Source organism: Alphaproteobacteria bacterium, assembly GCA_005883305.1.
Lineage (GTDB): Bacteria > Pseudomonadota > Alphaproteobacteria > Sphingomonadales > Sphingomonadaceae > Allosphingosinicella.
The window spans coordinates 2,563,337-2,585,250 of record VBAC01000001.1 but is presented as its reverse complement, the minus strand read 5'-3'; the positions used below and the strand labels follow the sequence as shown (position 1 = coordinate 2,585,250).

21 protein-coding genes and 1 pseudogene are annotated in these 21,914 nt (G+C 67.5%); 8 read left to right on the top strand and 14 right to left on the bottom strand.

All coding sequences use genetic code 11. The features are described from left to right. Positions 1-17: 17 nt before the first annotated feature. From E6G92_12780 to E6G92_12755, 6 genes are all read right to left on the bottom strand, one after another. Positions 18-1,841, bottom strand: coding sequence for a DUF885 domain-containing protein (locus E6G92_12780; GenBank protein TMJ20566.1), 1,824 nt, complete (start codon positions 1,839-1,841; stop codon positions 18-20). A gap of 81 nt (positions 1,842-1,922) precedes the next feature. Then, entirely contained in the window at positions 1,923-2,594 is a 672-nt protein-coding gene (locus E6G92_12775) for a 2OG-Fe(II) oxygenase (protein ID TMJ20565.1), read from the bottom strand. 2 nt (positions 2,595-2,596) lie between these two features. Continuing rightward, positions 2,597-3,868, bottom strand: a complete 1,272-nt coding sequence (locus E6G92_12770) for an amidohydrolase family protein (protein TMJ20564.1) — start codon at positions 3,866-3,868, stop codon at positions 2,597-2,599. 122 nt (positions 3,869-3,990) lie between these two features. Beyond that, the gene (locus tag E6G92_12765) at positions 3,991-4,998 is read right to left on the bottom strand and encodes a hypothetical protein (protein TMJ20563.1); all 1,008 of its coding nucleotides are present in this window, start codon (positions 4,996-4,998) and stop codon (positions 3,991-3,993) included. Further along, entirely contained in the window at positions 4,949-5,497 is a 549-nt protein-coding gene (locus E6G92_12760; protein ID TMJ20562.1) for a (2Fe-2S)-binding protein, read from the bottom strand. The genes E6G92_12765 and E6G92_12760 overlap by 50 nt, the downstream gene beginning before the upstream one ends. Positions 5,498-5,548: 51 nt before the next feature. Further along, positions 5,549-6,574 carry an N-acetylmuramidase family protein gene (locus E6G92_12755; protein TMJ20561.1) on the bottom strand — a complete coding sequence of 342 codons (1,026 nt, stop codon included), beginning with the start codon at positions 6,572-6,574 and terminating at the stop codon, positions 5,549-5,551. 121 nt (positions 6,575-6,695) lie between these two features. Between E6G92_12755 and E6G92_12750 the strand changes: the two genes are divergently transcribed. After that, positions 6,696-7,511 (top strand): crotonase/enoyl-CoA hydratase family protein, encoded by an 816-nt coding sequence (locus E6G92_12750; protein ID TMJ20560.1) that lies wholly within the window; start codon positions 6,696-6,698, stop codon positions 7,509-7,511. 499 nt (positions 7,512-8,010) lie between these two features. Here E6G92_12750 and E6G92_12745 read toward each other — a convergent pair. After that, positions 8,011-8,103: pseudogene (locus tag E6G92_12745) on the bottom strand (DUF2065 family protein). Positions 8,104-8,313: 210 nt separating this feature from the next. Here E6G92_12745 and E6G92_12740 point away from each other — a divergent pair. Next, positions 8,314-10,068 carry a radical SAM protein gene (locus E6G92_12740; GenBank protein TMJ20827.1) on the top strand — a complete coding sequence of 585 codons (1,755 nt, stop codon included), beginning with the start codon at positions 8,314-8,316 and terminating at the stop codon, positions 10,066-10,068. A gap of 240 nt (positions 10,069-10,308) precedes the next feature. Here E6G92_12740 and E6G92_12735 read toward each other — a convergent pair whose 3' ends face one another. Beyond that, on the bottom strand, positions 10,309-10,761 hold the full coding sequence (locus E6G92_12735; GenBank protein ID TMJ20559.1) for a type II toxin-antitoxin system YhaV family toxin: 453 nt from the start codon (positions 10,759-10,761) through the stop codon (positions 10,309-10,311). Beyond that, the gene (locus tag E6G92_12730; protein TMJ20558.1) at positions 10,762-11,085 is read right to left on the bottom strand and encodes an AbrB/MazE/SpoVT family DNA-binding domain-containing protein; all 324 of its coding nucleotides are present in this window, start codon (positions 11,083-11,085) and stop codon (positions 10,762-10,764) included. It abuts the gene before it with no gap. Between the two features lie 240 nt (positions 11,086-11,325). Between E6G92_12730 and E6G92_12725 the strand changes: the two genes are divergently transcribed. The 3 genes from E6G92_12725 (at position 11,326) to E6G92_12715 (ending at position 13,669) form a co-directional block, all read left to right on the top strand. After that, positions 11,326-12,639, top strand: coding sequence for a DEAD/DEAH box helicase (locus E6G92_12725; protein TMJ20557.1), 1,314 nt, complete (start codon positions 11,326-11,328; stop codon positions 12,637-12,639). Between the two features lie 118 nt (positions 12,640-12,757). Further along, a complete protein-coding gene (gene rpsU / locus E6G92_12720; protein TMJ20556.1) occupies positions 12,758-12,964 on the top strand; it encodes a 30S ribosomal protein S21 in 207 nt (68 codons plus the stop codon). An 87-nt stretch (positions 12,965-13,051) separates the two neighbouring features. Continuing rightward, a complete protein-coding gene (locus tag E6G92_12715) occupies positions 13,052-13,669 on the top strand; it encodes a hypothetical protein (protein TMJ20555.1) in 618 nt (205 codons plus the stop codon). Between the two features lie 220 nt (positions 13,670-13,889). Here the strand turns inward: E6G92_12715 and E6G92_12710 are convergent, their stop codons facing one another. The 5 genes from E6G92_12710 to E6G92_12690 form a co-directional block, all read right to left on the bottom strand. Continuing rightward, positions 13,890-14,972: an AI-2E family transporter gene (locus E6G92_12710; GenBank protein TMJ20554.1), complete on the bottom strand. Its 1,083-nt coding sequence runs from the start codon at positions 14,970-14,972 to the stop codon at positions 13,890-13,892. Next, complete coding sequence (gene lepB, locus E6G92_12705; GenBank protein ID TMJ20553.1) at positions 14,969-15,907, bottom strand: signal peptidase I; 939 nt, start codon at positions 15,905-15,907, stop codon at positions 14,969-14,971. The genes E6G92_12710 and lepB overlap by 4 nt, the downstream gene beginning before the upstream one ends. Further along, positions 15,904-16,317, bottom strand: coding sequence for a holo-ACP synthase (locus E6G92_12700; GenBank protein ID TMJ20552.1), 414 nt, complete (start codon positions 16,315-16,317; stop codon positions 15,904-15,906). The genes lepB and E6G92_12700 overlap by 4 nt, the downstream gene beginning before the upstream one ends. 145 nt (positions 16,318-16,462) lie before the next feature. Then, positions 16,463-17,191, bottom strand: a complete 729-nt coding sequence (locus E6G92_12695) for a pyridoxine 5'-phosphate synthase (GenBank protein ID TMJ20551.1) — start codon at positions 17,189-17,191, stop codon at positions 16,463-16,465. Beyond that, a complete protein-coding gene (locus tag E6G92_12690; GenBank protein TMJ20550.1) occupies positions 17,188-17,796 on the bottom strand; it encodes an orotate phosphoribosyltransferase in 609 nt (202 codons plus the stop codon). Before E6G92_12690 ends, E6G92_12695 begins: the two co-directional genes overlap by 4 nt. Before the next feature lie 182 nt (positions 17,797-17,978). On the opposite strand from E6G92_12690, the gene coxB reads away from it, so the two are divergent. From coxB to E6G92_12675, 3 genes are all read left to right on the top strand, one after another. Next, positions 17,979-19,028: a cytochrome c oxidase subunit II gene (gene coxB / locus E6G92_12685; GenBank protein TMJ20549.1), complete on the top strand. Its 1,050-nt coding sequence runs from the start codon at positions 17,979-17,981 to the stop codon at positions 19,026-19,028. 15 nt (positions 19,029-19,043) lie between these two features. Beyond that, positions 19,044-20,735 carry a cytochrome c oxidase subunit I gene (gene ctaD, locus E6G92_12680; GenBank protein ID TMJ20548.1) on the top strand — a complete coding sequence of 564 codons (1,692 nt, stop codon included), beginning with the start codon at positions 19,044-19,046 and terminating at the stop codon, positions 20,733-20,735. A 163-nt stretch (positions 20,736-20,898) separates the two neighbouring features. Continuing rightward, entirely contained in the window at positions 20,899-21,810 is a 912-nt protein-coding gene (locus E6G92_12675) for a protoheme IX farnesyltransferase (GenBank protein ID TMJ20547.1), read from the top strand. The last annotated feature ends 104 nt before the right edge of the window (positions 21,811-21,914 follow it).

Below are 21,914 nucleotides of genomic sequence, written 5' to 3'. Positions count from 1 at the left end.
TGGCGGATGAACGACCCTCAGCCCAAGCGCCGGGCTGCGATCCAGTCGTCGATCTTGTGCTCGAGCACGGTCAGCGGGAGGGCGCCGGTCATCAGCACCTGCGCATGGAAATCCTTGAGGTCGAAGCGGGGACCCAGCGCCTGCTCCGCGCGGGCGCGAAGCTCGAGGATCTTGAGCTGGCCGAGCTTGTAGGCGAGCGCCTGGCCGGGAATGGCGATGTAGCGCTCGACCTCGGCGACCACCTCGGTCCGGCTCATGCCGCTATTGTCGAGCATATACTGGATCGCCTGGTCGCGGCTCCAGCCCTTGGCGTGGATGCCGGTGTCGACGACCAGGCGCATCGCCCGAAGCATTTCGTCGTTGAGCCCGCCGAAGCGCTGCATCGGATCGGTTTCCATGCCGAGCTCGTCCCACAGGGTCTCGGCGTAAAGCGCCCAGCCCTCGACGAACGCGGTGTTGCCGCCGAAGCGCATGAAGCTCGGAAGCGCCTCGTTCTCGGCCGCGAGCATGATCTGGAAATGGTGCCCGGGAATGCCCTCGTGGAGATAGAGGGTCTCCATGCCGGTGATGCGGCGCGAGGGGAGGTCGTAGCAGTTGAAGTAGAAGACTCCGGGGCGGGTGCCGTCGGCGGTGCCGTCATTGTAGGAGCCCCCGGCCTCGGTCCGTTCGCGGAACGATTCGACCTGGCGGATGTCGAGATGCGAGCGTGGGATAGTGGAGAAGAGCTCGCGCACCCGCGCATCGACCCGGCGGCCGATCGCGTAATAGCCCTCGCGCAGAGTGTCGCAGCTTCGCGGCTCGAAGCGCGGATCGGTGCGGGTATATTCGAAGAATTGGGCAAGCGTGCCTGCGAAGTGGGTCTGCTGGCGGATAGAATCCATCTCGCCGCGGATTCGGGCGACCTCGCGCAGGCCGAGATTGTGGACCTCGTCGGCGCTGAGCGGGAGGGTCGTATTCTCCTCGATCAGCCGCTGGTAGAGACGGTCGCCGCCGCGCATCGCGCTCAGGCCGACACCTTCGCGCGCACGCGGCAAATAGTCGGTCTGGAGGAAGTCGCGAAGCCGCCGGTAGGCGGGGAAGATCTGATCCCGGACGGCGGCGAGGTAGGCGGCGCGCAGGCGGGCGCGATCGCCCTCCGGAACGCCGTCCGGGAAGGCCAGGACCGGCGCGTAATAAGGCGACGCCTCGGGCGTCTCGCGCAGCTGGGTGTCGAGCTGCTCGATCACGTTGCGGATGGTCAGCTTCGTTTCGACGACGCCCGACTGGAGCCCTTCGCGGAAGCGGCCGATCGCCCTGTCGACGATGACCGCGAACTGCTCGTGGCGCTTGAGGTTGTTCTCGTAATCGAGCGTGTTTCGGAACGGCGCGGCGCCGCGGCCGGAGGCGAAGACCGGGTAGAAGGTCTGGAAGCCGGAGAAATGGTTGATCGGACGGACCGCCGTCAGCGCCAGCATGTCAGGCTGGAGATCGGCCAGATCCTCGCTGCGCTGCCACTGGAAGACGTCGTAGGCGATCCGGTTGGTGGGCGTCAGGGCGTTGCGCGGGATGGCGTGGAGGGCGGCGAGCTCCTGCTCGGCCGCGGCGCGCTCGGCGGCGTAATAAGCGTCGCTGTAAAGGTCGCCGAGGCGGTCCGCGTAGCGGTAATCGCCGCGGAAGGTGGCGGAGAGCGGGTTGCGACGAAGGCTCGCCTCGTCGCTGTCGTGGAAGAGCCGGGCGAGGCGCGCGTCGGCGCCCTGCGGCGCTGCGCTGGCCGCCGCCGGCGCCGGCGAGGAGTGGGGCTGGCTCACGCAGGCGGCAGAAGCGAGCAGCAAGGCGATGGCGATGAGGGGGCGAGCGGCCATGAAGCGATCTTCCGGGGGCTGGAGTCGTGAGGCGAAGTGTATTGCGCCTCTATGTCGCCGACCCCATCGCCGCAAGCGCGATCAATAGGTCTGCACGTCGGAATAGCCCCAGATGTCCTCGCGGTGCCATTTGGTGATGATATATTTGACGCCTTCGGCGACCGGCATGCCCTGGTGAAGCGAATATTCGTTCGGCTCGCCGCGCGCGTCCATGTTGTTCCAGACGAGCAGGTTACCGGTTCTAGGCGTGACCTTGATCGCCGCTTGCGGAAAGGCGGTCTCGCCGCCCGAGTCCGGCTCGTTGAGGAAGGCCATCGCCGTCCAGGTGCGCTGCCCGCCGGTCTTCTGCATCGCCTCCCAATAGGCCTCGTCGCGATAGAAGAAATCGTGGTGCGGCTTGAACTGCTGGCCGACCGCATAGCGCTGGCCCTGGATCGTCTCGCCGAAGAAAGGATCGATTCCGAGCAGGCCGGTCAGCTTGGCCTCAATCGAGCGGATGAAGGCGTTGGTCGGATCGAGATTGCAGCTCTCGCTGGTTCGGAACTCGGGATCGGCGGTGGGGGCGAGAAGCTGCGAGGGGATTCGCGCGGCGTCGATCATCGCGATCAGCCGCTCGCACTCGGCTCTCGTCAGGAAATCGCGGACGATGAAGATGTCGAGCCGGTCCGACGGGATCCGAAGCGCCGCCGGATTGGCGAGCAGGCGGCTTCGGACCTCCGCGCCGATGCGGATCTTGTAATCGGCTTCGCCCATGCTCAGTCCACCGTATGGCCCCGCACCATGACGAAGCCGACGTGCTGGAGAACGCGCACGTCGGCGATCGGATCGCCGTCCACCGCGATCAGATCGGCGGAGAAGCCGGGCGCGATCCGGCCGACCTCGTTGTCGAGGCCGAGCAGGTGGGCCGCGCCGGTGGTGGCCGCGGCGACCGCCTCGGCAGGCGTGAGGCCGGCGCGCTCGACCAGCTCGACGAACTCGCCGGCGTTGCGCCCATGCTCGTAGACCCCGGCGTCGGTGCCGAAGATCACCGGAACGCCGGCATCGTGGGCGAGCCGCGCCGCGCGGCCGACGACCTCGAGGGTCATCCGCACCTTGCTCTCGACGATCGGCGTATAGACGTTGTGGCCCAGCCGCTCGCGGATTCCGACGAAGGCCATCAGCGTCGGCACCAAAGTGGTGCCGCGCTGGCGCATCAGCTGGATCGTGGCCGGGCTCGCGAAGGTGCCGTGTTCGATCGAATCGACCCCGGCGCGCACCGCCGCGGCGATGCCCTCGTCGGCATGGGCGTGGGCCGCGACCTTGAGGCCGAGCGCATGGGCCGTCGAGATGATCGAGCGCATCTCCTCGTCGGTGAAGGACTGGCCGAGGTGGCGATCGCCCTGGCTGAGGACTCCGCCGGTGGCGTGGAACTTGATCACGTCGGCGCCGGCGCGGGCGAGCTCGCGCACCCGGGCGGCGCATTGCTCCGCGCCGGTGCAGGTATTGTGGCCGTCGAGCACGGCCATCACTTCGGGGCGGAAGCCGGCGACGTCGCCATGGCCGCCGATGGTCGAGAGCGGAGCGCCTGAGACGAGCATCCGGGGCCCCGGAACCAGCCCTTCGTCGATCGCCCGCTTGAGCGAGAAGCCGGACGTGCCGCCGGAGCCGAGGTCGCGCACGGTGGTGAAGCCCGCGCGCAGCGTGGTGAGCGCGTTGCGAGCGCCGACCAGGACCAGATAATCGTCGGGATCGACCGCGTCGCGCCAATAGGCGCTGCCGGGGACGCTCATGAAGTGGACGTGGGTGTCGATCAGGCCGGGCATGACGGTGCGGGTCGTAAGGTCGATCAGCCGCGCGCCCTGCGGGGCCGGGCTGAGCCCGGGGGCGACGGCGGTGATTCGGCCGTCGGTGACCGTGATCGTCGAGGGTCCCTGGATCGGCCGCGACGGATCGGTCATCAGGCGGCCGGCGTGGATCACGATCGTCTCGGCGGCCGCGGGGACGCCCGCGAAGAGCATCAGAAGGGCGGCGATGAGGCGTGCGAGCATGGATCGAATCCCCCGTTTTTCAGGGGGCTTCCATGCGACACGTGCCGAGCCCCTGACAAGCGAAAAGCCCGGGGCGACGAGCGCCCCGGGCTTCCCATTCCCCCACCGAGGGGAGTCCTCTGCTACCAGAAGAAGCCGTAGATCACGTCGAGCACCTCGCCGGTGTAGACGTCGACGAGCAGGACGTCGTTGTAATAGCGGACCCACTGCGTGCCCGGGTAGGCGGGCGGCAGGCGATACTGCCAGGGATCGGCGATCCAGTAGTTCCGGCCGTAGAACAAGGGCTCCAGGAAGATGCCGATGTCGAACCGGTTGTAGCCGTAATTCCGGTAGGGCGAATAATAGCGCCCGGCGCGGAAGATGTTGCGGTTGGAATTGCGCCAGTTCTGCCAATCGTAGCGGCGGTCGTTGCGCCAGCTGCGGTTCCAGCTGGTGCGGCTGCCATTGCGGTCGCCGCGCCAATTGCCGTCGCGGTCGCCGCGGCGGTCGCTGCTGTAGCGTTGCTGGTTGCGGCGCTCCGTCTCCTGATAGCGGCGCAGCGCCGGATCGTTGGGATTGCCCTGCCAGGCCTGCGGATAGGCGCTGGTCTGGTTGTTGTTGCCGCGCCAGTTGCGCCGGTTGCCGTCGCCGCTGCGATCGCGGGTGGTGGCGGTGCCGGTGGCGGTGGTACCGGCGGTGCCGTCATTGCCGCGCCAGTTGCGGTTGCCGCCGCGGTCGCCGGTGCGCTCGCGCTGCTGAACCACGGGAGCCTGCTGGACCTGAGGCGCTTCCTGGACCGGGCGGACCTGGGGCGTCTGCTGGGCTTCGCGCTGCTGGCGCCGCTCCGAGCGCTCCTGGCGCTGCTCGCTGACGGTGCCGGACTCGTTCTGCTCGCGGACCCGGTCGCCGCCGCGCCAGCGCTGGGCCTGGGCGGCGACGGGTGACAGCACCGTCGCAGCCAAAATCATTCCGATCAATGCTTTGCGCATCGAATTCACTCCTTGTCGTTGTCCGCAGCGCGCCCCGCCGCGGGATGGACCAGACGTGCACCATTGGGGATGAGCGGTGGCTGAACCGCGCCGTAAGCAAAGGTGCAGAAAGTCAGCGGCGGGGCGGCGGCGCGCGCATCGAAGGAACGGCACGCGCCGCATCCTCGGGCGCGATCCCCGGCGGAGGCGCGGCCGCGACCTGCTCGGCGCCGGTCTTGATCCGCGCAGCGCGGCGAATCGATTCGCGAAGCCGCGGATAGATGCCGCAGCGGCAGATATTGGGGATGGCGGCGTCGATCTGCTCGTCCGTCGGGCTGTCGTTGCGGTCGACCAGGGCGGCGGCGGCCATGATCACGCCGGGTATGCAATAGCCGCACTGGACGACCATGTCGGCGGCGAAGGCCTGCTGCACCGGATGCGAGCGGTCGCGCGACAGGCCCTCGATGGTGGTGACGAAGCTGCCTTCGAGCTGGCCGATCGGCACCCGGCACGAGCACACCGCATTGCCGTCGATATGCACCATGCAGGCGCCGCAATGGCCGGTGCCGCAGCCATATTTGGTCCCCGTGAGGTTGGAGGCGTCGCGCAGCGCCCAGAGCAGGGGAGTCGCCGGGTCCATCCGGTAGTGGACGGGCTGCCCGTTCACGGTAAAGCTGGTCATCGACGCCTTCTAGAGCCGGTTCCGCGGCGGTGGAAGCGGCGCGGCCGCGGCTCAGCGTAACGCCGCGGCCAGCTTCTTGTGATAGGCGTTCACTGCGAAGTCGGAACCATTATAGGCCTTGACGAAAGGCACGCAGCTGGCCGGATCGCCGGCGCGGCAGGCGCGCAGCTCGTCGGCCAGATGGTTGCCCCGGACGAAACGCACGAAGCTCTCGAGATGCGCCTGCTCTCCGGTGGTGAGGGACAGCACCATTTCCAGCGTCGAGCGATAGCCGATCGGCACCGCATTCTCGCCGAGCACCTGAAACGCCCCCCAGGAGCAGGCGCGTAGCGCCGCCTCGGGATCGAGCGCGCAGGCGTCGAGCAGCTTGCCATATTGGGCGGAGAACTTGCCGTAGCCGCCCGACCCGTAAGGACCGCCGGAGATGGCGGGGTGAGCCGCGTTGAAGCGGCCCTTGGGCACCGTGTTGGCGGCGAACTTGTGCCGTTCGAAGAGAATCGTCGGCCGGCCCTTCTCGTCGAACGAGGCCCGCTTGGTTTCGACCTCGCGGACGGCGTCGATCACCTTAGCGCTGACTCCAAGGTCGGCCGCGGCGCGCGCGATGTCGGCCCCGGTGAGCTTGGTCGGGCTGGGGGCGGCGAGGCGCGCGAGCAGTGCCTTTTGCGCCGCGGCGTCGAAGCCTCCCGCGGCGGGAAGGCCGAGGAACGCGCGCAGCCCGCCCACGGTCAGCCGGCCGGCCGGGATCGTCGCCTCGGCCACCGGCGGCGGAGATGATGGGGCGCCCGCGCCGGCGTCGCGCGGGACTCCGGCGCGATCGAGCGCGGCATCGATCGCCGCGACCAGATCGAGAGAAAATTTGCCGCCGGAAAGATGGGGGCGGCAAAGATCGGTGAACGCCTTGCGGAACGGAGGCAAAGGCGGCTTCGCTTTGGGCGTGGCCAGCGCGCCGCCGTCGTCGCGGGGAACGCCGGCGCGATCCAGAATATCGTCGATCCCGCCCACCAGTTCGGGGGAGAACTTGCCGCCGGCAAGATTCGGCCTGATCAGGTCCGTGAGATCCTTTCGAAAGGCGGCCATTTCATCCTCCCCGTGACTTGCAATGCCTCGGACTGCTTAGCATCAACCGACCGGCCGGGCGAATCCCCCGGCAGTAGACGCGACCGCGCCAGCCGATAGAGTGGACATGACGGGAGGCGCTATGGCTGAGGACAGGATCGCGGTCGAAATCCGTGACGGAGTCGCCCATGTCGAGCTGGCGCGGGCGGACAAGCTCAACGCCATGGACAAGGCGATGTTCGAGGGCATCGGCGACACCTTCCGCTCGCTCGGGCGCGACGGGGTCGTTCGGGCGATCGTTCTTTCGGGACGCGGGCGGCACTTCACCGCCGGGCTCGACCTCGACTATGCCGCCGCCCAGTTCGCCCCGGCCACCGACGCCGCCCGCGCGGCCGAGGCGCGCCTTCGGCACATCGAATGGCTTCAGGACTCGTTCGGCGCGATCGAGGCCGCGCGCGCCCCGGTGATCGCCGCGATCCATGGCGGCTGCGTCGGCGCGGGGGTCGACCTCGCCTCGGCCTGCGACCTTCGCGTCGCCAGCGAGGACGCCTTCTTCCAGGTCGCCGAGGTCGACGTGGCGATCACCGCCGATCTCGGAACGCTGCAGCGGCTCGGCTATCTGATCCCGCAGGGCGTGCTTCGCGAGCTCGCCTATACCGGCCGGCGGATGGACTCCGGGGAAGCGGCGCGCCTCGGCCTGGTCAACCGGCTGCTTCCCGACCGCGAGCGAACGATCGAGGCGGCGATGGAGATCGCCCGAACGATCGCCGCCAAATCGCCCCTGGCCGTGGCCGGCGCCAAGCGGAATTTGAACTACAGCCGCGGCCGGCCGGTCGAGGAGGGCCTTCGCGACGTGGCGGCGTGGAACATGGCGACGCTCGCAAGCGCCGACCTCGGCGAGGCGTTTCGGGCGCGGCTGGAGAAAAGGGAGGCCAGGTTCGGGCCACTGGAGGACTGAGCGGCCGGCTCCGATCCGTTCAGCGATCGGGCATTGGAGCTGAATAAGTTTCCGAAGTTTCCGCTTCCTAAGAAGCAAAAAATCCCGAGCCTTCCGCAACGGGCCGGAGCCGGCGGCTCCTCGCTGGCGGAAATGATTCGGTTCCGGGCGCATCCCGCGAATTAGAACACAGCAGGAACAGGAAGGAAAGCCCAAAGGCAAGAAGGCTGGGCTCACGCGGAGACGCGGAGACGCGGAGGTAAGGCAGGGGGAAGGCTCTCGAAGCGAGCCCGTGCCGCTAGGTTGAGGAGAGCGGCTCGACCCGGGCCGCTGGAGGGCTAGCGAGCTCGCTCCACCAGTAAGCGGGCAGGTAGGCGAGCGACAGCAGGGACAGCGGCAGCGCCAGCGGCGTCGGCGCGCCCACCACCCAGGGCAAAGCCGCGTAGAACAAGGCGAAGAAGGCGAGCAAGGGGGCGGGCGAGGACTGGCGCTTTGGCTGCGCCTCGCGGCGCTCGATGACGTCATGAAGGCGGCGGATGGTGCGGCTGGCGGTGTCGGTGAACAAAGCCGGCAGCAGGCCGTGGACGATGCAGGCGAGGCCCGCGGCGACCATCGACCAGCCGACCGTCGAGGCGAAGCGGCGGTGCGCCCGGTAATCCTCCCCCACGGAGTCGAGATGGGCGCGGCAGCGCGCGGCGAAGTTGGAGTGCATCGGGCGTCTCTCCACCGATTCGGTAGATAAAGGCTAACCGACTACTCCCCCCGCGCAAATCGGTGTATCGACGAAATCGTGGTGGAGCGCGCCGAACAGTTCGATTTCTACATGATCAAGCCGTCGCATTATGACGACGACGGCTATCCGATCGTCTGGTGGCGGACGATCCTGCCCTCCAACTCGCTCGCCGCGCTGAACGGCCTCGCCCGCGATGCCGCCGAACGCGGCGTGCTGGGGCCGAACGTCCGCTTCAACCTCCATCCGATCGACGAGTGCAACGAGCATGTCGTTCCGGCGCGCATCGCCCGCGACATCGAGCGGCGCGGCTCCAGGGCGCTGATCGGGCTGGTGGGAGTCCAGTCCAACCAGTTCCCGCACGCGCTCGACCTCGCGCGCGAGTTCCGCGCCGCGGGCCTTCCGGTGGTGATCGGCGGCTTCCACGTCTCGGGATGCCTGTCGATGCTCAAGGAGATTCCTGCCGAAATGCGGGAGGCCCTCGACATCGGCTGCTCCCTGTTCGCCGGGGAGGCCGAGGAGGGGCGGCTCGACGCCTTGTTCCTCGACGCCTGGAAAGGCGAGCTGAAGCCCATCTACAACTACCTCAAGGACCTTCCGAGCATCGCCGGCGTGCCCTTCCCCTGGATGCCGAAGGAATCGCTCGAGCGGAATTCCGGCCAATGGTCGAGCTTCGATCTCGGCCGCGGCTGCCCGTTCCAGTGCAGCTTCTGCACGATCATCAACGTCCAGGGACGCAAGAGCCGCTTCCGCACCGCCGACGACCTCGAGAAGATCGTGCGCGAGAATATCGCCCAAGGAATAAAGGCCTTCTTCGTCACCGACGACAATCTCGCCCGCAACCGCCACTGGGAGGAATTCTTCGACCGCCTCATAAAGCTTCGCGAGGAGGAGGGGCTGAAGGCCAACCTCACCATCCAGGTCGACACCCTGTGCCACCGGATCCCGAACTTCATCGACAAGGCGAAGCGCGCGGGCGTGATGCGCGCCTTCATCGGGCTCGAGAACATCAACCCGGACAACCTTCTCGCCGCCAACAAAAGGCAGAACAAGATCACCGAATACCGCCACATGCTCCAGCAGTGGCACGAGCGCGGCGTGTTCACCCTGGCCGGCTACATCCTCGGCTTCCCCGCCGACACGAAGGAATCGATCCTTCGCGACATCGAGATCATCAAGCGCGAGCTTCCGGTCGACATCCTCGAATTCTTCTTCCTCACGCCCCTGCCGGGCTCCGAGGACCACCAGCGCATGCACCTGGCCGGCGAGTGGATGGACAGCGACCTCAACAAATACGACCTCCACCACCGGGTGTCTCACCATCCGGTCATGTCCGACGCCGAGTGGGAGGAGACCTACAAGGCGGCCTGGGCTGCCTATTTCACCTGGGAGCATATGGAGACGGTGACCCGGCGCCACGCGCGGCTGGAGGGCGGGCGGCCGAAGAAGGCGCTGCAATATCTGAACGAGTTCAGGATGCTCTACGAGAATGAGGGCGTCCACACGCTGGAAGGCGGAGTCGTGCGGCGCAAGCGCCGCCTGTCGCGACGGCCGGGCCTGCCGATCGAGCCGGCCTTTGTCTTCTATCCGAAATTCGCCTGGGAATCGGCGCTCAAGGCCTGGCGCTACTGGCGCGGCTTCCGCCGGGAGAAGGCGCTGCTCAGGAAGGTGGTGAGCGATCCGGCGCGCCACGCTTATACCGACCTCGCCACCCGCCCGCTCGAGGACAATGAGCTCAAGGCGCTCGACCTGTTCCACGAAACCCGCGGCGGCGCCGAAGCGGTCGAGAAGCAGCACAGGCAGGACGTGCTGATCGAGAGCGTGCGAGCGGCGCACGAGGCGGCTTAGGTCCGGACTCAATTAGAAATTGAGATGCGGTCATCTGATCTTGGGAGTCATCCCGGCGGAAGCCGGGATCCATAAACTCGGACGGGCAAAATGCGCGCCCGAAGCTGAGCGTCTCCTCGATGACCTGTGTTCATAGGTCCCGGCTTTCGCCGGGATGACTGTGAAATTGGACGCAAATCCTTCGAAGCCGATTGAGCACGGACCCTAGTGGGACGAAGACCGCTTCCCGATCCCCGTCCTCTACTTACGGCCGCGTACCGCCTTCAGCAGTTCGGCCCAGGATTCCGGCGGATCGCCCTTGTCGAGCATCGCCTTGAACACCGCATAGGCATCCCGCCTGCCGCCATAGGCGCGCAAAGTCTCGGCATCGTTGACCCAGGCGTAGATGATGACTCTTGCCGCGGAGTTGAACTGGAAGAATAGCCGGTAGCGGCCATTGCCGAACTTGGCGCGGAACCAGTGCTTGCGCGCCTTGCCGAGCGTGCCGCCCTGGCGGAATTGCGCGGCGGCGGGATCGGCGGGAATGATCTCCAGCGTCAGCCGGGCGATGGCGGCGAGCAATTTGGCCTCGGCGCTGCCCTGCCAGCCTTGCGGATCCTTGGCGCGCCGTTTCTCGACCGTGTGGAGCAGGCGGTCGCGTTGGTCGGCGAAGAGCGGGTGCTCATAGAGCGTCCAGCCGTTCGCGACAGCCATCTAAAGGCCCGCGCCGTCCCCGAAGTCCGAGTCGAGATCGACATCGATGCCCGCGCTCAGCGCCCGCATCCGCGCCGCCGTCTCGTCGGACAGGACGGACACCGCCTCCGGCCGCTGCTTGATGTCGTCGGAGAGAAAGGCGAGGAAGGCATCGACCGCGGAGTCCTCGCCCGGCGCCTCGTCGCGCGTCAGGCTGACCTTGCCCGCCTGGTCGACGCTGAACGCGATCTTGTCGCCGGGGCGAATGTTCAGCGCTTGGCGCACCGCCTTGGGGACGGTGGTCTGGCCTTTGGCGGTAAGCGTGCTGCGTTCGGTGATGTGCATGGAGACCAAGGTAAGGATTATTCCTTACCAGGTCAAGCTGCGCCTTGACATTGTGCGCCGCAGCATGCATATGGCTTCCAGCGAGGCGTCATGCAGCGTGAACCGGCGGGTTAACCGCCCAGGCTCCGTCTCGTCATTTCCCCAAGGTTTCCCTTTTCACGCGGGTCACCAAAACCCGCCGCGTATCCGCGCGCCATTCCGGCTGCGCGCTGCGCCGCATGATTTGTGAGTTTTATTACCATGTCATTCCCATCGCTCGGGCTTTCGCAGCCCGTCCTTCAGGCGCTCGCGTCGAAGAATTATTCCAGTCCGACGCCGATCCAGCTTCAGGCCATTCCGACCGTGCTGACCGGGCGCGACCTGCTCGGAATCGCCCAGACCGGCACCGGCAAGACGGCGGCGTTCATGCTGCCCTCGATCGACCGGCTCGCCGCCGCCCGGCGCGTGCCGCGTCCCGCCACCTGCCGGATGCTGGTGCTTGCGCCGACGCGCGAGCTGGCCAGCCAGATCGCCGAGAGCGCCGCTTCCTATTCCCAATTCGCCCGCCTCTCGGTCACCACCGCTTTCGGCGGCGTTCCGATCGGCAAGCAGCGCAGGGCGCTCGAGCGCGGAGTCGACGTGCTCGTCGCCACGCCGGGCCGCCTGATCGACCTGATCGAGCAGCGCTATTTGTCGCTGCGCGAGGTCGAGATCCTCGTCCTCGACGAGGCCGACCAGATGATGGATTTGGGCTTCATCCACGCCCTTCGCCAGATCGTGAAGTGGGTTCCGGCCAAGCGCCAGACGCTGTTCTTCTCGGCGACCATGCCCAAGGCGATTCAACAGCTGGCGGGCCAGTTCCTGACCGATCCCGCGACCGTCTCGGTCGCTCCGCAGGCGACCACCGCCGAGCGCGTCGACCAGTATGTCACCTTCTGCCAGCAGAGCGAGAAGCAGTCGCTGCTGACCATGATGCTCCGCTGGGGCTTCGGCGAGAAGGGCAATATGGACCGGGTGCTGATCTTCACCCGCACCAAGCACGGCGCCGACCGGGTCGTGAAGCTGCTCGGCGGAAGCTCCATCCCGGCCAACGCCATCCACGGCAACAAGAGCCAGCCGCAGCGCGAGAAGGCGCTCGCCGAGTTCAAGGCCGGCAAGGTGCGGATCCTCGTCGCCACCGACATCGCGGCGCGCGGAATCGACGTCTCGGGCGTCAGCCACGTGATCAACTTCGAGCTGCCGAACGTCGCCGAGCAATATGTCCACCGGATCGGGCGGACGGCGCGTGCCGGGGCGGCCGGGATCGCGGTCGCCTTCTGCGCCGAGGATGAGCGGGCCTATTTGCGCGACATCGAGAAGCTGACCCGCAACAAGATCGCGATCGAGCCGCTTCCGGCCGGCTTCCTCGCCGAGGCGGCGCGGATCAAGGCGTCGCGCGTCGACAGCGGCCCGAGCTTCGAGGAGCGGCTCGCGCCGCGCCATGACGACCGCGGCCGCCATCGCCCGCAGCGCCGCGCGCGTCATTCCGACGCCGTCAGGCCGATGGGCCAGCCCAAGCGCCGGGCGCGGGGCTGACTTGCGTTAGGGGGGCGCCTCTGTTAGGGGCCTCCCCCTGCGCCGCGGGATTCGTCTCGCGGCAACAATTTTTCCAGCAATCCGGCGTTTTCAGAACAAGGAAGAGTGGCGAGCTTTTATGCAAATCATCGTTCGCGATAACAATGTCGACCAGGCGCTGCGGGCGCTCAAGAAGAAGCTGCAGCGCGAGGGCGTCTATCGCGAGATGAAGCTCCGCCGTCACTATGAGAAGCCGTCCGAGAAGCGCGCCCGCGAGCGGGCCGCGGCGATCCGCCGCGCGCGCAAGCTGGAGCGCAAGCGCGCCGAGCGCGACGGAGTCCGCTAAATCCTGCCCCGGCCAGCGCCGGGGAAGCTTGGCTTCATGAGCGGGCGGCGGTAAACGCCGCCCGTTCTCGTTTGGGGGTCTTTACGCATGTCCGAAGTCACAGCCGTCCCGATTCGCCCCCTGCCGAAGGGGAGCGTGCTCAAGCTCTGGGCGGTTTTCGCGATCCTCGTCGCGCTCGCGGCCGGGCTCGCCTGGTGGACGACCGGCCAGTATCGCGAGGTCGTCCTTCCCTCCGGGGTCCGCTACCGCGTGATCCAGCAGGGGACGGGCCCAACGATCACTCCGGCCGACGCCTTCGCCGTGCGCTACAAGCTCCACGCCAACAGCCGCGGCAATCCGGTGCTTCAGGACAGCGATTCCACCGGCCAGCCGTTCGTCGGCACGGTCGGCGCGGTCTATCCGGGCTTCGGCGAGGGGCTCCAGCATATGCAGGCCGGCGGGCGCTACCTGCTCTCGCTTCCGCCGGGCACGCACGTCACCAGCGCTCCGCCGCCCGAAGCGGGATTCACGCCGGGCGACACTTTGGTGTTCGAGATCCAGGTCCTCCAGATCGCGCCGGGCCAGGCGCAGGCGTTCGAGGCGCAGCAGATGCAGCGGCTCCAGCAGCAATTGCAGGCGCAGATGGAAGCGCAGGGCGGCGGTGCGCAGGGCCAGGGAGCGCCGGGGCAGACCGCTCCGTCGGGCGGCGGGCGGCCGGGGCGCTGAGGCGAATATTTTCAATTTTCTATCGCTCATCCTGAGTAGGGACTGAGCTTGGGAGGGTTCCCATGAAAGTAATACTTTCATGGGGCCCGCGAAGGTCCGTATCGAAGGACGGTCCTTCGAGACGCCGTTTCGACAAGCTCGCAAGTTTACCCTGAGCGCCTGCCTTGCAGGCAGTCGAAGGGGCTCCTCAGGATGAGCGAGCCTGGATTCAAGCGGCGTCCTAGCCCGCCGCCTCCGCCTCCAGCTCGTCGGCTTCCGATTTCTGCTCGAGCGCGGTCTTGAGCATCGCTACCATCGGATCCGCGAGCGCGAGGCCCATGATCCCGAACAACGCGCCGAACAGCAGCTGCGCGCCGAGCACCAGCGCCGGGGCCATGTCGACGGTCTTGCGGGCGACGTAGGGCACGATCAGATAGCCGTCGACGGTCTGAACGATCAGGTAGACGAACACCGCCCACAGCCCGGCGTTGACGCTGACCGAGAAGCCGGCGAGCACGATCAGGACGCCCGAGACGATCGCTCCGATATTGGGCAGGAAGGCGAGCAGGCCGGTGAGGATTCCGAGCAAAGTCGCCATCGGAACGCCGCCGATCAGCAGCAGGAACCAGGTTCCCACCCCTTCCACCGCCATGCCGACGAGGCGCCCGGCCATCAGCCGCCGCATCGTGTGACCCATCCGCTCGGCCGTCTGGTAGAAGCGGTCGCGCCTGTCGAGCGGCAGAAGCCAGGCCACGCCGCGCTGGTAAAGGCGCGGCTCGACCGCAATGAAGATTCCGATGACGAGGATCATCACCATGCTGGTGATCGCACCGAGCGCGCTGCTGACCGCCGAGCCGAGCCGCCCGAGGCTGCCCATGAGTTGGCCGCCGAGCTGCTGGACGTCGACTCCGCCGGAGACCAGCCCCATCTGATTGGCCCAGGCGAGGATCCGGCCGACCTGGATGGTCAGGGTGGCGCTCAGCGCCTCGGCCTGGGCGACCACGGTGGTGCCGGTGAAGACGATCGTCCAGGTGACGAAGGCGACCCCGGAAAGGGTGACGATCGCCAGCCGCCAGCCGCGTCCGATCGGAAGCACCCGGCCGAGCAGCCGGGCGCCGCCGTCGAGCATCGAAGCAAGAACGATCCCGGCGAAGATCAAAAGCAGCGGCTGGGCGAGCACGATCACGCCGACGACGGCGAGGATCAGGCCGACCCATACGCCCGCCCGCTTGAGCTCGTGGCGGACGACCGGATCGCGCAGCTCGACCGGCCCGGCTTCCTCGACATGGGCGTCGAGGGGAGGCGCGGGCCCGTCCTCGCTCATTGCGCGGGCGCTGGAAGCGGAGGCCCGCGCTCGGCGTGGAGCGACGTGCCCGCGCGCCCGCCGCGAAGGGCCGTGAACCAGCTGATCGGGTTCCAGTAGGACGAGCTGCCGTCGAGGCTGAAGGTGAGGAATTCCGCGCGGCCGCCGAGATTCTCCCACGGCACCGGCCCGCCAAGCCCCTGCGCGGCGATCGAGAAGCGGCTGTCGGCGCTTCGGTCGCGATTGTCACCCATCAGGAAGACGTGGCCTTCGGGCACGGTCACCCGCGCGAAATCGTCGCCCTCGGTATGGCCGATGTCGATCGTGTCGTAGGAGCGCGTTCCGCCGTCGGTCAGGGGGATGGTTTCACGGACGATGGGCAGGCGGCAATAAGACCGGCCATCGGGCCCGGCGACGATATAATTGCCGAAGGCGTCGCCGACGCAGGGGGTGTTGGCGTCGACGGGGATCATCGACGGCGCCCGCTGCTGCCGCGGCAAGGGGCGGCCGTTGAGATAGACGGTGCCGTCGATCACCTCGATCGTGTCACCGGGCAGGCCGATCACCCGCTTGATATAATCCGACGTTCCGCCCGGCGGCGTGACGATGACGACGTCGCCGCGCTCGGGCAGGTGACCGAAAAGGCGGCCCTGGAAGTGCGGCAGGACGTGGAAGCTGGGGCTTACCCAGGACCAGCCATAGGGATATTTGGTGACCACCAGCCTGTCGCCGACCAACAGGCCCGGCATCATCGATTCGGAAGGAATGTAGAAGGGCTTGGCGACCAGGCTGTGAAAGGCGAGCACGCCGAGGATCAGCCAGAAGATCGCCTTGATCTCCCCCCACCAGTCGGTGCCCTTCCTGGCCGGAACAGCGGCCGCGTCGCCGGCCGCGGCGGGCGGGGCGACGACTTCGCTGGCGGCTACGGCCGCGCCGGTGCGGTCGGGATCGGTCAAGGCTTGGGCTCCTCGGGCAAGGCTTCGACGATCACGACGGCCATCGCGAAGGGATGATCGTCGGTCATGGTCAGATGTATGTGGGCGAGGTGGCCCGGCGGCACAAGCGCGTCAAGCCTCTCCTTCGCCCCGCCGGTGAGCGCCAGCGTCGGCTGGCCGGAGGGCAGGTTGACCACCCCGATGTCCTTCATGAACACGCCGCGCTTGAAGCCGGTGCCGACGGCCTTGGAGAACGCCTCCTTGGCGGCGAAGCGCTTGGCGTAGGTGCCGGCGCGGGTGAACGGGCGCTTCTCGGCCTTGGCGCGCTCGACGTCGGTGAAGACGCGGTTGACGAACCGCTCGCCGAAGCGATCGAGCGAGTTGGCGATCCGCTCGATGTTGCAGAGGTCCGAGCCCAGGCCGATGATCATCTATTCCTCTCCCATTTAGGGAGAGGGAAGGGGCCCAAATCGAAGATTTGGGAAGGGTGAGGGCAAGAGCGGGCGAGGTTCGTGCCCTCACCCTCCCACCGCTTCGCGGCGGGCCCCTCCCTCTCCCTAAATGGGAGAGGGGCTATCACCGCGCCTCATCCATCAGCGCGCGCATCCGGCGGATGCTCGCGTCGAGGCCGGTGAAGATCGCCTCGCCGATGAGGAAGTGGCCGATGTTGAGCTCGGCGATCTGCGGTATCGCGGCGATCGGCTGGACATTGTCGTAGGTGAGGCCGTGGCCGGCATGGGGCTCGATGCCATTCTTGGCCGCGAGCGCCGCGGCGTCCGCGATTCGCCGGAGCTCCGCCGCGCGCGCCTCGCCTTCGGCATGGGCATAGCGGCCGGTGTGGAACTCGACGACCGGGGCGCCGAGCATCGCCGCGGCCTCGATCTGCCTGGGATCGGGCTCGATGAACAGGCTGACCCGGATTCCGGCGTCGGCGAGCCGGGAGATCAAAGGCTGGAGGTGATTGTGCCGGCCGGCGGCGTCGAGCCCGCCTTCGGTGGTCACCTCCTCGCGCCGCTCGGGGACGATGCAGGCGGCGTGCGGACGGTGGCGAAGGGCGAGCCGAACCATCTCCTCGGTCGCCGCCATCTCGAGGTTCAGCGGCAGAGCGATCGCTCCGATCAGCCGGGCGATGTCGTCGTCGACGATGTGGCGCCGGTCCTCGCGCAGATGGGCGGTGATCCCGTCGGCTCCGGCAGCCTGGGCGATCTCGGCGGCGCGGATCGGATCCGGGTAGATCCCGCCGCGCGCGTTGCGGATCGTCGCGACATGGTCGATGTTGACTCCAAGGCGAAGGGGCCGGGTCACGCGCTCCCTTCGACTTCGCTCAGGATATGCTTGCGGCTCCCGGGTTTCTCCGCGGGGAGAGCGGCCAGCTCGTTCGGCAGCCGATCCGCCTCGTAGCTCGGCACATCGAGACGGATCAGCGGAAAGAAGGGCACGCCGAGCTTGGCGGCGCCGTTCGAGCGGTCGACCAGAGCGGCGGCGGCGATGACCTCGCCGCCTGCCTCGGCGATCGCCTTCATCGCCTCGCGCGAGGACAGGCCGGTGGTGACGACGTCCTCGACCAGCAGCACCTTCTGACCGGGGCGCAGGCCGAAGCCGCGGCGGAGCTCGAACGTGCCCGACGGCCGCTCGACGAACAGCGCCTCGACGCCGAGCGCGCGGCCCATTTCATGGCCGACGATCACTCCGCCCATGGCCGGGGAGACGACGATCTCGATCCGCGCGCGAAGCTCGGCCGGGATCGAAGCCGCGAGCGACGCGGCGAGGCGCGAGGCGCGGGCCGGATCCATCAGCACGCGCGCGCATTGCAGGTAAAGCGGGCTGTGCAGCCCGGAGGAAAGGATGAAATGCCCTTCGAGCAGGGCGCCGGCGGCGCGGAACTCGTCCAGGACCTCCGCTTCCGTCATTCGTCTTCCCCGGGGCCGGAATGGCTCCCCGGTTGATAGGGAGCGCAAGCGCGGGCTTCAAGCGGTCCGAAGGAGCGGTTATCCTGCTTGAGAGACGCAAAACCGCTGCCTATAAGGCGCGCGCAAGCGCCCCCGGGCGCCCGAATCCAGCCGCCCACCGGGCGGGACCCACAGGGGCCTAGATGAAGACCTTTTTGAAGCTCGTTGCCGTCGCCGCCGCCTTCGGGATGGCCCCCACGGCAGCCCTCGCGACAACCGCTCCCGCCGCTCCGGCCGCCACGGCTCCCGCCACCGCCGTCCCCGCGGCGGCGCCGGTCGCGGCGCCGGCGGGCAACAGCGTTGCGGCCCCGGCGGTTACCGCGCCGACCCCCGGCATCGGCCAGCCGACCGACGCGATCGGCCTGCAGCAGCAGTTCAGCCCGATCGGCGAGGAGGCGTCGTGGTTCCACAACATTATCCTCACCCCGCTGATCACGGTCATCTCGCTGTTCGTGCTCGCTTTGCTCGGCTTCGTCATCCTCCGCTTCCGCCGCAGCGCCCATCCGGTGCCGTCGCGCAACACCCACAACACCGTGCTGGAGATCGTCTGGACGCTGGTTCCGGTGCTGATCCTGGTGATGATCGCGGTGCCCTCGATCCGGCTGCTCGCCCACCAATATGATCCGCCGCGCGCGGACGTCACGGTCAAGGCGATCGGCAACCAATGGTATTGGGAATATCAATATCCCGATCTCGGCGTGAACCTCGTGTCCAACATGCTTCCGGACGCGCAGGCCGATGCGGGCCACGAGCCGCGCCAGCTGGCGGTCGACGAGCGTCTCGTCGTGCCCGTAGGCGCGACGGTGAAGGTGATCGTGACCTCCAACGACGTCATCCACGCCTTCGGAGTCCCCGCCTTCTGGACCAAGATCGACGCCGTCCCCGGCCGGCTCAACGAGACCTGGTTCCGCGCCGACCGCACCGGAGTCTTCTACGGCGTCTGCTACGAGCTGTGCGGCGCCCGCCACGGCTACATGCCGATCGCGGTGGAAGTCGTCACCCCGGCGCAATTCCGGGCGTGGATCGCCTCCAAGGGCGGCCACATGGCCGGAGCCGCGCCTTCCGCGGCGTCCCCGCCGGCGCCGGCGACCACCGTCTCGGCGACGGAAGGCACGGCCTCCACCCCAGCACCCGGCAATGTTGTCGCGGCGACCGAGGCACCGGCCGTCACGAACCAAGGCGCGACCAGATAAGGCGGCAGAAGAGAAATGACCGACACCACCGCAAACGCCGTCCATTTCGAAGCCCATCATGGGCACGACGCGCATCACGACGCCGATCACAAGCCGGGCTTCTTCGTCCGCTGGTTCATGTCGACGAACCACAAGGACATCGGCACGCTCTATCTGATCTTCGCGGTCACCGCGGGGATCATCGGCGGCGCGATCTCCGGCCTGATGCGGCTCGAGCTGGCCGAGCCGGGGATCCAGTATCTCGGCACCTGGGCGAACATGCTCCATTCCTTCCTCGGCATGTCCGAGGCGACGTTCGACGAATCGCTTCACATGTGGAACGTGCTGATCAGCGCCCACGGCCTGATCATGGTCTTCTTCATGGTCATGCCGGCGATGATCGGCGGCTTCGGCAACTGGTTCGTTCCGATCATGATCGGGGCCCCCGACATGGCCTTCCCCAGGATGAACAACATTTCGTTCTGGCTGCTTCCGCCCGCCTTCATCCTGCTTCTGTCGAGCTCGTTCGTCTCCGGCGGCACCGGCCTCGGCGCCGGAGTGGGCTGGACGGTCTACGCGCCGCTCTCGACCTCGGGCTCGGTCGGCCCCTCGGTCGATCTCGCCATCTTCGCGCTCCACCTCGCGGGCGCCAGCTCGATCCTCGGCGCGATCAACTTCATCACCACCATCTTCAACATGCGCGCGCCGGGCATGACGCTGCACAAGATGCCGCTCTTCGTCTGGTCGATCCTGGTCACCGCCTTCCTTCTGCTGCTGGCCCTGCCGGTGCTCGCGGGCGCGATCACCATGCTTCTCACCGACCGCAATTTCGGCACGCACTTCTTCGACGCGCCCGGCGGCGGCGATCCGATCCTCTACCAGCATCTGTTCTGGTTTTTCGGCCACCCCGAAGTCTACATCATGATCCTGCCGGGCTTCGGCATGGTCAGCCAGATCGTCGCGACCTTCAGCCGAAAGCCGGTGTTCGGCTATCTCGGAATGGCCTATGCCATGGTCTCGATCGGCGTGATCGGCTTCGTCGTGTGGGCCCACCACATGTTCACCGTCGGCATGGACGTGAACACCAAGATGTATTTCACCGCGGCGACGATGGTCATCGCGGTGCCGACCGGCATCAAGATCTTCTCGTGGATCGCGACGATGTGGGGCGGAAGCCTGACGTTCGAGACCCCGATGGTCTGGGCGCTCGGCTTCATCTTCATGTTCACCGTCGGCGGAGTCACCGGCGTCGTCCTGGCCAATGCCGGGGTCGATACGGTGATGCACGACACCTATTATGTCGTCGCCCACTTCCACTACGTGCTCTCGCTCGGAGCGGTCTTCTCGCTGTTCGCCGGCTGGTATTACTGGTTCGGCAAGATGTGGGGGCGCCAGTATAACGAGCTGCTCGGCCAGCTCCATTTCTGGACCTTCTTCATCGGCGTCAACATCCTGTTCTTCCCGATGCACTTCCTCGGCATGCAGGGGATGCAGCGGCGCGTTCCGAACTACACGCCGGCCTTCCAGCATTGGAACGAGGTGGCCTCGATCGGCTATGCGATCATGGCGATCGGGATGGTGTTCTTCTTCGTGAACATCGTCTGGTCGCTGATCGCCGGCAAGAAGGCGCCCGACAATCCGTGGGGCGAAGGCGCGACGACTCTCGAATGGACCCTGTCGAGCCCGCCGCCCTTCCACCAGTTCGAGACTCTGCCCAGGGTGGATTGACGGCGGTCGTTCGATACGGGCCTTCCTTCGATACGGGCCTTCGCCGGGCTCAGTCCCTCCTCAGGATGAGCGGGTAGGGAAGTGTCGAGGGGAAACCGCTCATCCTGAGTAGCCGTTGAGCCTGGCGAAACGGCGTATCGAAGGACCGTCTCGCCGAGCCTATATGACAACCGTGACCGCCTCGACCGACACCGCTCTCCCCGCCGATTGGCGGGACCTGCTCGCGCTGACCAAGCCGCGGGTGATGAGCCTCGTCGTCTTCACCGCCTTGTGCGGCCTGCTGGTCGCGCCGGTGAACATCCATCCGGTGCTCGGCTTCACCGCGATCCTGTGCATCGCGCTCGGGGCCGGCGCGGCCGCGGCGCTCAACATGTGGTACGAGGCCGATCTCGACGCTTTTATGAAGCGCACCGCCTCGCGCCCGCTCCCGGCGGGGCGGATGGACCGGCAGACCGCGCTCCATTTCGGCGTCGGCCTGTCCTTCTTCTCCGTCATCCTGATGGGCGTCGCGACCAACTGGCTGGCGGCAGCGATCCTCGCCGTCTCGATCCTGTTCTACGTCATCGTCTACACCGTCTGGCTGAAGCGCCGGACGCCGCAGAACATCGTCATCGGCGGCGCGGCCGGCGCCTTTCCGCCGCTGATCGGCTGGGCCGCGGCGACCGGCGACGTCGCGACCCTGCCGATCCTGCTGTTCGCGCTTATCTTCCTGTGGACTCCACCGCATTTCTGGGCGCTGTCGCTGTTCGTCCGCTCGGACTATGCCGCGGCCGGCGTGCCGATGCTCCCCGTCGTCGCCGGGCCCAAGGCGACGCGGCTGCAGATCGTCCTCTACACGCTGCCGATGGCCGCCGCTGCCGTCGCGCCGTGGCCGCTCGGCCTGACCGGCCCGCTCTACGGCGTCGCCGCGGCTGCGCTGAGCCTCGTCTTCCTCGTCCTGTCGCTCCGCGTCCTGGCCAACAAGGCGACCGAGCCCAAGGGCATGAAGCCGGAGAAGCAGCTCTTCGCCTACTCGATCCTCTACCTGTTCACGATCTTCGGCGCGCTCGTCGCCGACCGCTGGCTGCTCTCGTGAGCCGCCCCGATCCGCTCGAGGGGGTCCGGCCCGCGCCGCCGCCCGAGCCGTTCGCCGACCAGGTCCGCCGCCGCCAGCGGCAGCGCGCGCTGATCATGGCCCTG